The 12197-nt window shown below is 30.6% G+C and carries 18 protein-coding genes; 5 read left to right on the top strand and 13 right to left on the bottom strand.

Annotated elements, in window-relative coordinates:
- From Q0V08_RS07315 to Q0V08_RS07295, 5 genes are all read left to right on the top strand, one after another.
- Positions 1-824 (top strand): fructose PTS transporter subunit IIB (locus Q0V08_RS07315; RefSeq protein WP_297433485.1); only part of this gene is annotated, 824 nt, incomplete at its 5' end.
- 220 nt (positions 825-1044) lie between these two features.
- The gene (locus tag Q0V08_RS07310; protein ID WP_297433483.1) at positions 1045-1764 is read left to right on the top strand and encodes a GntR family transcriptional regulator; all 720 of its coding nucleotides are present in this window, start codon (positions 1045-1047) and stop codon (positions 1762-1764) included.
- Between the two features lie 17 nt (positions 1765-1781).
- Positions 1782-3233 (top strand): sulfatase-like hydrolase/transferase, encoded by a 1452-nt coding sequence (locus tag Q0V08_RS07305; RefSeq protein ID WP_297433481.1) that lies wholly within the window; start codon positions 1782-1784, stop codon positions 3231-3233.
- Positions 3234-3347: 114 nt separating this feature from the next.
- Positions 3348-3824 carry a flavodoxin gene (locus tag Q0V08_RS07300; RefSeq protein ID WP_297433479.1) on the top strand — a complete coding sequence of 159 codons (477 nt, stop codon included), beginning with the start codon at positions 3348-3350 and terminating at the stop codon, positions 3822-3824.
- 18 nt (positions 3825-3842) lie between these two features.
- Positions 3843-3971, top strand: a complete 129-nt coding sequence (locus tag Q0V08_RS07295; protein WP_297433477.1) for a hypothetical protein — start codon at positions 3843-3845, stop codon at positions 3969-3971.
- 35 nt (positions 3972-4006) lie between these two features.
- On the opposite strand, the gene Q0V08_RS07290 is transcribed toward Q0V08_RS07295, so the two are convergent.
- From Q0V08_RS07290 to Q0V08_RS07230, 13 genes are all read right to left on the bottom strand, one after another.
- Positions 4007-5125, bottom strand: coding sequence for a 1-propanol dehydrogenase PduQ (locus Q0V08_RS07290; protein WP_297433475.1), 1119 nt, complete (start codon positions 5123-5125; stop codon positions 4007-4009).
- Positions 5126-5133: 8 nt separating this feature from the next.
- Positions 5134-5571: a cupin domain-containing protein gene (locus Q0V08_RS07285; RefSeq protein ID WP_040407131.1), complete on the bottom strand. Its 438-nt coding sequence runs from the start codon at positions 5569-5571 to the stop codon at positions 5134-5136.
- 5 nt (positions 5572-5576) lie between these two features.
- Positions 5577-6665, bottom strand: coding sequence for an ethanolamine utilization protein EutH (eutH, locus tag Q0V08_RS07280; protein ID WP_297433473.1), 1089 nt, complete (start codon positions 6663-6665; stop codon positions 5577-5579).
- Positions 6655-6921 carry a hypothetical protein gene (locus Q0V08_RS07275; RefSeq protein WP_297433471.1) on the bottom strand — a complete coding sequence of 89 codons (267 nt, stop codon included), beginning with the start codon at positions 6919-6921 and terminating at the stop codon, positions 6655-6657. The genes eutH and Q0V08_RS07275 overlap by 11 nt, the downstream gene beginning before the upstream one ends.
- Complete coding sequence (locus tag Q0V08_RS07270) at positions 6922-7173, bottom strand: EutN/CcmL family microcompartment protein (RefSeq protein WP_023050583.1); 252 nt, start codon at positions 7171-7173, stop codon at positions 6922-6924.
- A gap of 4 nt (positions 7174-7177) precedes the next feature.
- Complete coding sequence (locus Q0V08_RS07265) at positions 7178-7774, bottom strand: hypothetical protein (RefSeq protein ID WP_297433469.1); 597 nt, start codon at positions 7772-7774, stop codon at positions 7178-7180.
- On the bottom strand, positions 7767-8414 hold the full coding sequence (gene pduL / locus Q0V08_RS07260; RefSeq protein ID WP_297433467.1) for a phosphate propanoyltransferase: 648 nt from the start codon (positions 8412-8414) through the stop codon (positions 7767-7769). The genes Q0V08_RS07265 and pduL overlap by 8 nt, the downstream gene beginning before the upstream one ends.
- Positions 8401-9159, bottom strand: coding sequence for an ethanolamine utilization protein (locus tag Q0V08_RS07255; RefSeq protein ID WP_297433465.1), 759 nt, complete (start codon positions 9157-9159; stop codon positions 8401-8403). The genes pduL and Q0V08_RS07255 overlap by 14 nt, the downstream gene beginning before the upstream one ends.
- Positions 9160-9170: 11 nt before the next feature.
- Entirely contained in the window at positions 9171-10607 is a 1437-nt protein-coding gene (locus Q0V08_RS07250) for an acetaldehyde dehydrogenase (acetylating) (RefSeq protein ID WP_297433464.1), read from the bottom strand.
- Positions 10608-10626: 19 nt separating this feature from the next.
- Entirely contained in the window at positions 10627-11145 is a 519-nt protein-coding gene (locus Q0V08_RS07245; protein ID WP_297433462.1) for a BMC domain-containing protein, read from the bottom strand.
- Between the two features lie 59 nt (positions 11146-11204).
- Positions 11205-11489, bottom strand: coding sequence for an ethanolamine utilization microcompartment protein EutM (gene eutM, locus Q0V08_RS07240; protein ID WP_023050577.1), 285 nt, complete (start codon positions 11487-11489; stop codon positions 11205-11207).
- Between the two features lie 17 nt (positions 11490-11506).
- Complete coding sequence (locus Q0V08_RS07235) at positions 11507-11938, bottom strand: BMC domain-containing protein (RefSeq protein WP_297433459.1); 432 nt, start codon at positions 11936-11938, stop codon at positions 11507-11509.
- A 17-nt stretch (positions 11939-11955) separates the two neighbouring features.
- Positions 11956-12197, bottom strand: a 242-nt coding sequence (locus Q0V08_RS07230; protein WP_297433457.1) for a BMC domain-containing protein, incomplete at its 5' end; no start/stop codon positions are given.

Here is a 12197-nt window from a genome sequence, read left to right as displayed (position 1 = left end):
GTGGAATGACAGCTTTTGACATGGGTGGACCTATTAATAAAGTTGCTACACTTTTTGCTCAAACTCAAGTTGACACACAACCTTGGTTAATGGGTGGAGTTGGAATCGCAATTTGTACTCCTCCTCTTGGAATGGCTTTAGCTACTTTCTTATCTCCTAAAAAATATACAAAGGATGAAAAAGAAGCTGGAAAGGCTGCTGCTATAATGGGATTAATTGGTATTAGTGAAGGAGCAATTCCTTTTGCTGCTGCTGATCCTATGAGAGTTTTACCTGCTATAGTTGCTGGTGGAGTTGTTGGAAACATTGTTGGTTTTTTAATGAACTGTATCAATCATGCTCCTTGGGGAGGGTGGATTGTTTTACCAGTAGTTGAAGGGAAATTTGGATATATCCTTGGAACTATTTTAGGTGCATTAACTACAGCTTTAATTGTTAATACTTTAAAACCTATCGCTCCTGAAACTTTAGAAGAGGAGATGGAGGAGTTAAATTACGAAGGTGTAGTAGATGAAGGTGAAGCTGATGTTTTAGCTATAACATCTTGTCCATCTGGAGTTGCTCATACATTCTTAGCCGCTAAAGCTTTAGAAAAAACAGCTGCTAAAATGGGGATTAAAATAAAAGTTGAAACTCAAGGGGCTAATGGTATTGTAAATAGAATTACTCAAAAAGATATTGAAAATGCTAAAGTTGTAATCTTCGCACATGATGTAGCTATAAAAGAACCTCAAAGATTTAAAAATATAAAAACACTAGATGTTAAAACAAAAATAGCAATTCAAGATCCTAAAAAATTAATTGAAGATAGTTTAAAAATTTAATTAAAATGAAGCCAACTAGAAAAAACTTTAGTTGGCTTCTTTATATTTTATATATTATTTTTTTATAAAAAATGTAATACTCTAAACTTCATAGTAAACATATATTTTTTACAAAGTTGTTATATTTGTTATGTTTATAAAAGACAAATAATTCTTGAAAAAAAATCATTTATATGATAAAAAATGAGCATAACAAATAATACAAATTCTAATACTCGAGGTGAGTAAAATAAAGAAAAGTAACAGTAACTACGAAAGAATTTATAAAGAACTTAAAAAAAGTATTGAAAAAGGGAAAATAAAAGAGTTTGAAAAACTACCTACTGAAATGCAACTATGTGAAAATTACGATGTAAGTAGAATTACTATTCGTAAAGCTTTAGAAAAACTTGAACAAGATAATCTTATACAAAAGATTAGAGGTAAGGGGACATTTGTTACACCAATGCCTATTATTCAAAATAAATCGGGCTTAAATAAACTTTTTGATGATATAAAAAAATCTGGTAAAACACCATACTCTAAAATTTTATCTATTGGAATTTTTTCTCCAACAGAGGAAATACAAGAACAAATGGAGATTACAACTGAAAATGTTCTCATTATTGAGTGGGTTAGATATGCTGATAATGAACCTATACTTTATGAAAAAATACATTTTTTAGCAGAAACCCTTCAAGGATTAGAAAAAATGGATCTATCTGATAAAAAACTTTATGATATTTTAGAAAAAAAATATGGAATAGTTTTTGAAAAAGGAGTTGAAAAGTTTAGACCTTGTATATTAAATGATGATTTGCAAAAACTTATGAAAATCAAAAATTGTAATTTAGGAATGGAAATTGAAAAAAAACTATGGTTCAACAATAAAATTTTTGAATATACTTTAGCATACATAAGAGGGGATAGATTTATATACACAACAGAATATAAAAAATAAGTTAAAAGGAGTCGTAGATGGAAAATATAGCAATTATTTTATTAGATCAAATTCGTACTGATATGTTAGGGTGTTATGGACATAATGTTGTTAAAACTCCTAATATGGATAAGTTAGCTGATGAGGGTGTTATTTTTGATAGAGCATATACTCCTGCATCTGTTTGTTGTCCTGCAAGAACATCACTTTTTACAGGTCAAATGCCAACAAATCACAAGATAATTAGAAATGTTGAAAAAGCTGAGGTGCAAGATCCTAGTTTAAATAATCCAAATATAATTTCAGATTTAAAAGATCATAAAAAAATATATATTGGAAAGTGGCATGTAGGAGGAAATATTTTACCTAAAGATTTTGGATTTATTGGTCATAATTTCGATGGATACGGATATCCTGGAAGTAATGTTTATGAGAATATGGTTTTTGATCAAGGACCTAAAAAAGAGAATAGATATGTAAAATGGTTAGAAGAAAAAGGATTTGAAACCCCTAAAGTTACAGATGAATATTTTGGAGAAAACCCACATCTTAGAGTACAAGAACTTTGTGGAAAACTTCATTGTCCTAAAGAAGCTACACTACCATTCTTTGTAATTGATGAAGCTAAAAAAGAGATTTTACAAGCTAAAAAAGAGGGAAGACCATTTTTTATTTGGATGAACTTTTGGGGACCTCACACTCCATGTGTAATTCCAGAACCTTATTACTCTATGTATAATCCTGATGATGTAACTCTTGATAGAAGTTTTTATGAACCTCTAAAAGATAAGCCAAATCATTATAAAAATATCTCTAAAATGTGGGGAATGTGGGATGCTAGCGAAAAGAGATGGAAAGAAGTTATTACTAAATTCTGGGGATATATAACTCTTATTGATGATGCTCTTGGTGAGTTCTTCCAATTCTTAAAAGATGAGGGACTTTATGACGATATATTCTTAACTGTTACTGCTGATCATGGAGATGCTATGGGTGCCCATAAGATGATTGAAAAAGGGGAGTTTATGTTTGAAACTACCTATAGAATTCCAATGATTATAAAAGATCCTAAATCTTCTAGAAAAGGGGAAAGAGAAGATGCCATGGTTTACTTACATGATTTGACTCCTTCGTGTAGTGACCTTATCAATGGTAGTTATTCTGATTTCTTCGATGGAAAATCTCTTCTTCCATTACTAAGAAATGAAGCATACGACAAAAGAAATGGAATTTTAGGACAACTTTCTGGTCACTTCGTATCTTTTGAACAAAGAATGTGGAGAAATGAAAGATATAAAATTGTTTTTAATGCAACTGATCTTTGTGAGCTTTATGATTTAGAAAAAGATCCTGAAGAGATTGATAACCTATTTTATAATGAGCAATTTAAAGATCTAAAAAAACAAATGTTAAAAGAGCTTTATTGTGAAATGGTTGAAATTAAAGATCCTTTAGCAAACTGGCTTTATAGAATTATTAATTACCTATAAAAGAATTTTTAGAAGAGTTTTTAAAAACTCTTCTATTTTTTTATTTAAAAATATCTTGATTTTCAAAATATTTTATTATATAATCATATCAATAATAATTAAGGAGGTTTATTTATGAATATTGGTATATTTTATGGAAGTACTACTGGAGTTACTGAACAAGTTGCTGAAAAATTGGGAACTTTATTAAATGCAAAAGTATTTCATGCAGGTGATATTGACAAAATTTTAGAATTCGATGCTGCTATACTAGCAACTTCTACTTGGGGAATAGGAGATATACAAGATGACTGGATTGGACCTTTGGAAAAATTAAAAAGCTTAAATTTAACTGGAAAAAAAATTGGAATTGTAGGAGTTGGAAATCAAGAAGCTTTCTCTTCTAGTTTCGTCAATGGAATGAGGGATTTATATATTGCTGCAACTGACGCTAATGCAACTATTATTGGGTCAACTTTAACTGATGGATATACTTTTGATGAGTCGACAGCTATTGAAAATGATAAGTTTATTGGTTTAGTTATTGATGAATCAAATCAGAGTAACTTAACAGATGACAGAATTGAAAAGTGGATTGTTAATTTTAAATAATTTATGGGGAGTGATTATATGTCAAAAAATAGATTTATTGAACTTTTGAATAAAGAAGTCTCTTCTGTAACAGATGATGAAAAGAATGAACTTCAAGAGTTTTTAAAAGAGATGAAAAAAAGTAGTTTTAAAGGGGCAAGTAATTAATATAAAATGGCGTGGTAATCCACGCCATTTCTGTATTATTCACCGAAATAGATTTTTAATAAAAGTTTTATATAATCCTCATCAGTTAATCTATTGGGATTATACTCTGTACATATATCCCCTTTTATATCTTCTAAAATCTCTGGAATTTTAATTTTGAACTCTTCAAAGTTTATACCTAAATCTTTCAAAGATTTTTCTATTCCTAAATTTTCCTTTAGTTTTTTTACAAATCCATTAAATAGGTTTTTTCCATTTTCATCATCAATTGGATTAAAATCTAAAAGTTTTGCAAGTTCACTATATTTTTTCCAAGCTTTTGTATTAACTTCAATTATATATGGCATTATTATAGCATTAGCTCTTCCGTGAGATATATGAAACTTTGCTCCAATAGAGTGTGCTACACTATGGTTAATACCTAAAGATGAGTTATTAAAAGCTATTCCAGCCATACAAGAAGCGTACTGCACATTTTCTCTTGGAAGGAGTAACTGTGGATTATTAAAATGGTTTACTAAATTCTCTTTAATAATTTTTATAGCTTCTTTAGCTGATGAATTTGTAAAAGGTGTTGCTATTGTAGAAACATAAGCCTCTAGTGCATGAGTTAAAACATCCATACCAGTATCTGCTATTATTTTAGATGGAAGTGTCTTCATAAACTCTGGATTTAATATTGCTAAATCTGGTAACATCTCTTCATTAGCCAGTGCAATTTTTTTATCTCCCTTAGTTATAACACTGTATGATGTTACTTCTGATCCTGTTCCACTTGTTGTTGGTATTGCAATAAAGTATGGTTTTTCTCTTTTTATTCTTAGCTCATCTTCTATTTTCAAATTAAAATATAAAATACCTTTACAAGCGTCTATTGGTGAACCACCACCTAAACCAATTACACACTGAGGAGAAAAATAAACAATCTCTTTTAATCCTCTCTCAACTATTTCCACTGTTGGATTAGGAGTTACATCTTTAAATATTTTTACTTTTGAATCTTTAGGTAACTTCTCTAAAATTTTATCAACTATTTTCAAATCTACCATAGCTTTATCTGTTACTATAAGGTAGCTTGAATATTTTAATGTTTTTAAACAGTCTAAAGAATCTTCACCTGATTTTATTTTTGGTTTTATGAAATATTCTCTCATAACCCCACCTACTTCTGTTCCATCCAGTTAGCTGGATAGACAACATAGATAAACTTAGCATATTCTGTAGCTTTAAATTTTATACTTGATCCTTTTGGAATTAGAAGAACATCTCCTTTTTCACCTGTAATTGTTCTTCCATCTATTACAATTTCTAATTTTCCCTCTATTACATAGTCAATCTCATCATAATTTAATGTCCAATCGAAAGTACTCTTTGTCATCTCCATCATACCTGCACCAATTCTAGGGCTTTCTTCTAAAGAGAATAAATCTGTTACATAAACTTGATCCTGAGGATTTCCTGTATCAAATTTAACTTTCTCTATCTTTTCAGCTTTTACAACAGCTACACCTGATGGATCTACATACTTTATACTTTTTTCTCCTCTTAACTCTTTCTCTATAACTTTTCTAATTATTTTTTCTAGTTCTAACTCATCTATATTTATCATTTTGCTTCACCTTCTATATTTTTGAACATAAATTTTGCTAAAATAACTGCTGTTATACCACCAACTAACTTTCCAACAACCATCGGAAATATCATTTGTGAATCTACTCCTGCAGTAAATCCTAAGTGATCTCCAAATACGAAAGCCGCACTTACGGCAAATGCTACGTTTATTACTTTACCTTTTTTATCCATCTCTTTCATTAATCCAAACATTGGGATATTGTTAGCAAGTGTTGCCACTAATCCTGCTGCTGCTTTTTCATTCATTCCTAGTGATTCTCCAAGTTTTGTAAGTGGCTTATTTAAAACTTTAGTTAAGAATAATACTAATGGAAACGCACCAGCTAATGTGATTGCTATACTTCCCACAATTTCAATACCATCTGTTATTGGAGCCATTCCTGGAATAACAACAATTCCTGTTAATGTTTCAATTATCGATGCAGCTAAACCAATTGTTATAACAATAACTACTCCTTTTCCAAAAATTGTAAATCCATTAGTCATCTTTTCAGGTATTTTCCAAAGACCTAAAGATATTAAAGCTGAAAATATTATTATTGGAAGTATATTAGATAGTATTAACTCTAATGGGAATCCAGCTGTTAATCCTCCAGCTAAACAACCAATTGGAATTGTAATCATACCAGCAAGTATACCTTTTGCTAAGTATGGTCTATCCTCTTTTTCAATTATTCCAAGTGCAACTGGAATTGTGAAAACAAGAGTTGGTCCCATCATTGCCCCTAGTATTAGCCCTGCAAATTTTCCAGCTTCAGGTGAAAGTGCTAGCTCCATTGCTAGTGGATATCCACCCATATCATTTGCTAATAATGTTGTAGCAAACATTGCCGGGTCTGCCCCAAGCATTGTATAAGCTGGAGAAATTATTGGACGAAGTATTTTGGCTAATACTGGAGCAAGTGATATTACTCCAACCATTGCTAGAGCTAGAGCACCCATTGCCATAATTCCCTCTTCAAACTTCTCACCATAACCAAATTTATTTCCTAAACATTTATCTATTGCCCCAATTACCATAAATAAAACCATTATATAAATGATAATCTCATTAATCCCCATTATTTATACCCCCTTTAATTTTTTTTAAGACTTCACTGATTACTCTTTCATCTGATATGTTAAAATCTTTAGTTAAAATCAATTTAATTCTCTCTTCTAAACTTTTACAACTATCAGATACATATCGAATCTTTACCCCTTTATTTTTTAAATAATCATTTACTTTAGGAAGAAGAATCATATCTTTTGACATATTCAGTTCATCTCCTACTATAAACTCCTCTACATTTTCCAAGGTAATAAGTTTCTTTTTCATCTATTCACCTTCCTCAAATCCATCTATAATACCAATTGTTACTGCATCAATTGGTATACTTTCATTTTCTAAAACTTTTCTTGCTCCACTTCCTTTTGTTATAAGAACCATATCTCCTGTTCCAGCTCCAATATAATCACATACAACTATTTTTTCTCCGTTTTCAAGTTGAGCTATCATAAATTTCAAACCATTTAAAGACTCATCTTTCCTTGTTGCCCAAACATTTCCAATAATCTTTCCTATAACCATAAAATCACCCTTTTTTTATTTCTAAAGCTGAATTTTTTAAATATTCCTTGGCTGAGTCTGTTATAAAGATTTTATCTGAAACAACTATTTCATCTGCTGCTTCTCTTTCTATCTCTTTTACATCCTTTAGAGTCATAACTTTTTTATCAAAATATTTTTTCCTTTTAGTGTTATCTAAATGATCAAGAATTTCTATTTTTTTAATAATTTTTATACCCATCTCTTTCAATTCTTTTTCATAAATTAAATACTTATCGGCTATTTTTTTAACTTCACAATTATAACTTCGCCAAGATATTCCCTCCTCTATTAAATATATATTTTTATTTTTTAATAGAGATTTTATTATCAACTCTGTTTTTGGATTTATATATGTTGCATTTGAAATGGAAAATAATTCATCAATTTCCAATGAAAAAACTATTATTTTATTACTTTCATCTGAAATTTCAAATCTTTTTTCTAACTCCTCTTTAAGTATTAAATCCTCTCCCAAAAGAGTTATTTTTTCTTTTATACTTTTTCCTTGTGAACTATTTTTTTCTCTTATATACTTTTCTATCTCTTTTCTTATAATATCTAGTAAATCATTTTCATTCATAAATCTCTCCATAAGAGTCTTTGGTTAAAAAACAAGCATTAGCCTCATCGTAATCTATATGCATATTTAGAGAAAATCTATTGTTCACTCTCACAACAACATCTTCAAAAATCATTGGTCTTAAACTACCACAAATTTTTACTTTTACCTTATCCTTATCTTTTAAGTTTAACCTTCTTGAGTCCTCTTCTGTCATATGAATATGATTTTTAGCTACAATTACTCCCTCTTTTAACTTTAAGTATCTATCACCATTTGTTATTAAAACTCCTGGAGTATCTTTTGTACTTCCAGATTCTCTTAAAACAGGAGTTACACCTAAAGTTCTAGCATCTGTTAATGAAAGTTCAACTTGAGTACTTCCTCTAAATGGCCCTAAAACTATTACTCCTTCTATTACTCCTTTTGGACCAACTAATCTAACTCTTTCCTTACAAGCATATTGTCCAGGTTGAGATAGATCTTTCACTTTATTAAATTGATATCTCTCTCCAAATAAAACCTCTGCATCCTCTTCTGAAAGGTGAATATGTCTACCTGAAGCTTCTATTGGAATTCTTTTCATATTTTTATATTCTTTTTGGTTTAACTCTTTTTCTACAGCATCCTTTACTAATTTTACAATCTCATCGATTTCCATACTCTCCTGTCACCCCTCTTAACATCATTATATAGATAGCACTACTTAATCTATTTAGTGCTAATAGGATGTCTCTTCTTTCAATTGTTCCATTCTCTTTAACAAAAGCTTCTACACCTTTAATCTCTAACTCTCTAGATAGCGCTCTCATTTCATTTAATTTTATAACTGGATAACTATCTTTTGAACATATTCCAAAAAGGTGCTCTCTATTAAAATATTTTTTAGGATTATGAGATATATCTCTAATCTCATCTAAACTTTTTTCTAAAACCTTTATATCAACTAATGCCTCTCCTATAACCTCTGAAACTAAAATGTTTTTTATAAACTTTTCAATACTCTCTAAATCTTTTTGAAGTTTAGCGTTTTTAACCTCCTCTAAGTCTTTCATTAAAACTAACCAACGACTTTGAAAAGAATCTATTACACCTCTAAAAATTATTCTTTTATCATCTTTTTTTACTAAAACATTTCCATATATTTGAGTCATATATTCTGGCTTTTCAACGTAAAGCTCTCCTAATATCCCTTTGTACTTAGGTTTTGATTCCTCATTTCTCATCTCTTTAAACTCTTTAACATCCTCTGTTTTTCCAACTATTTTATCAACTATCTTTATATCTTTATCTATTAAAAATTGTCTTGCTGAAGGAGTTAAAATTGTTCCTTTTTCTAAAGAAATCTCTTTCATATTTTCATCTTTTTTATAAAGAGATCTTAATTTTTCCTCTGTTAGAACCATAAGTACCTCTCCTATCTATTTAATATATCTGCTACTATTCTCTTTACCATCTCTTCTAATTTATCTTGTGATGCTTCACAGCTTTTCTTTTCTCCTTTTATATCCTCTAATTCTCTAACTCCCCAAGCAACTCTTCTTATATTTATAAGATTTAGTGGTGTTATATTATCTGAAGTTGAACTTCCTCCAACTGCACCACACCCTAAAGTTAGTGCTGGAGCAAGATTAGTTGTTCCTCCAATTCCACCTAAAGCTCCTGGTGTATTAACTAAAAGTCTTGAAACAGGTTTTTTTAGAGCGAACTCTCTTATAACCATCTCATTTTCAGAGTGAATAACCATAGTATGTCCTTTTCCTTCTACATTTAATATCTCAATAGATCTTTCACACGCTTCTTCCCAAGTGTTTTCAACATAGAATGCTAAAATCGGAGCTAATTTTTCTCTAGAGTATGGATTTCTTTTTGAAACTTCACACTCTTCTGAAATTAAAACTTTAGTATCACATGGAACATTTATTCCTGCCATCTGTGCTAATCTTAAAGCATTTTTACCTACAATTTGTGGATTCATAGTTCCATTACTTCTTAAAATAAAGTTAGCAAGTTTTTTAGATTCTTCTGGATTTAAGAAATATCCTCCTTGAGATAATAGTTCCTCTTTCACTTGTTCTCTTATTACTTTTTCTACAATTATAGATTGCTCTGAAGCACATATAACTCCATTATCAAAAGTTTTACTATCTAAAATTCTCTTTACAGCTAATTTAATATTTGCACTTTTCTCTATAAACGCTGGCCCATTCCCTGGTCCAACTCCTATTGCTGGATTTCCTGAACTATATGCAGCTTTTACCATAGCCTCTCCACCAGTAGCTAATATTAATGCTGTATCTTCATGTTTCATTAGCTCCTCTGTTGCATCCATAGTTATTGTTTTTACTACACCAATTAGTCCTTCAGGTGCTCCAGCTTTTTCTGCAATCTCTTTTAATAAATTAGCTGTTTCAATTATACAATTTTTAGCATTTGGATGAGGACTTACCACTATTCCATTTCCAGCTTTTAATGATATTATTGTTTTATAAATTGTTGTAGATGTTGGATTTGTTGACGGAATCAATCCTGCTATAACACCTAAAGGAACACCAATCTCTAAAACTCCATTTTCATTTTTTAGCTCACCAACAGTTTTCATATTTTTTATATATTCATATACATATTCTGAAGCAAACTTATTCTTTAAAACTTTATCTTGCCAATTTCCAAAACCAGTTTCTTCAACAGCCATCTTAGCTAATTTTTCACTATACCCTTTTATCCCCTCTACCATAGAACATATGATACTGTCTATTTTCTCTTGAGAAAATGTGGCGTATATTTTCTGAGCTTCCTTTGATTTTCTTATTAAATCTCTTACCTCTTGTCTTGACATTAAATCTCTATCCATTTTGCCTCCCTATTAAAACTTAAATATAATCAAGTATGTTTTCAACTGGGTTATTTATTTTACTAATATCCATATATTTATAAGATGATCCTGTAACTAAAACTATTGCCTCATCTATAGAACTCGTTTCTCCTCCTACAACAAAATAACATTTTCCTGCTAGTGTCCATCCTAAAACTAATTTAACTATATCTACATCAACACTTTTAATCACATGATCTAAAACTTTAACACCATCAGCTATATTCAAAAATTCAACTACACCTATTGCTTTAAATTTTTTATCTTCTCTTTTTCTATTTAATGCTTCTAAAAGCTTTTCACTTACTCCAGAAATAATTTGCTTACAACGTTCTCCTGTTAAATCTTTTAATCCATCTTTAACTGAAGAGTTATCTCCATAAACTATAAAATAATATTTTCCAGGACAAGTTACTCCAGCCTTATATATTTTTAATTCATTAAATTTTATAATTTTATCTAATTCCTCAATACCTTTTGGAATATTATTGAATTCAACTATACCTAATGCTTTCATCTCTTCTCCTTTCATTATTTTTAGGGAGCGACTAATATGTCACTCCCTAAAATATTTTTCTACTTTGCTTCTTTTGGTAAAATTGCCTCTACATCTGAGTGTGGTCTTGGAATTACGTGAACAGAGATTAACTCTCCAATTCTATCTGCTGCTGCTGCTCCAGCATCTGTTGCTGCTTTTACTGCTCCAACGTCTCCTCTAACTAAAACACTCACAAGTCCTCCTCCAACAATCTCTTTTCCTATTAAAGTTACGTTTGCTGCTTTCACCATTGCGTCTGCTGCCTCTATCGCTGCTACTAATCCTCTTGTTTCTACCATTCCTAATGCATTTAAAGTTGCCATAAATATCCTCTCCTTATTTATTTTTTAGTTTTATCTCTTCTATTTACTACTGGTTTTGTCTCTATCTCATCTACTATATCTTCTACAATTACTTCATTTTCTTCTGGAAGCTCTACAATTATCTCTTCCTCTACAACCTCTTTTGTTGGAACCTCTTTTTTCTCTACAGTTTTATGTTCTCTTTTTTTTTCTAGCATATTGTATACTTCTTCAGTTGGTCTTGGAATTACATGACTTCCCATATAAACTCCTAATCTTTTAACTGCTTCAGCTGCTGCTTCTACTGCAACTTTTACAGCACCAACATCACCAACTATTTCAACTGTTACTATTCCACCTTTTACAAGGTGTCTATTTAGTACCTCTACATCTGCCGTCTTACACGCCACATCTACAGCCTCTATCGCTCCAACCATTCCTCTTGTTTCAATCATTCCTAACGCTTTCATAATTTAAACAACTCCTTTTAGAACTTTAATGGATTTTGAGCAACATATTTCACAGCATCAGCAAAAGCATCACATGCTGCTTTACATGCTGATTGACTTCCTGTTAAAAGTCCTCCTCCAAAGTTAGTTTCTGATGGTGGTCCAAAGAAAGCTGCTAATCTTACATCTGCTGCTTTTAATGCTACATCAAGTGCATACATAGCTTCTAGAGGTGGTGCTATTAAATATGCTAAAGCTTCTCCCTCTGGTACTCCTGCAG

The organism is uncultured Cetobacterium sp. (assembly GCF_947038635.1).
In the GTDB taxonomy this organism is placed as follows: domain Bacteria; phylum Fusobacteriota; class Fusobacteriia; order Fusobacteriales; family Fusobacteriaceae; genus Cetobacterium_A.
The sequence above is the reverse complement of the archived record's forward strand: the minus strand, read 5'-3'. Positions and strand labels throughout refer to the sequence as shown.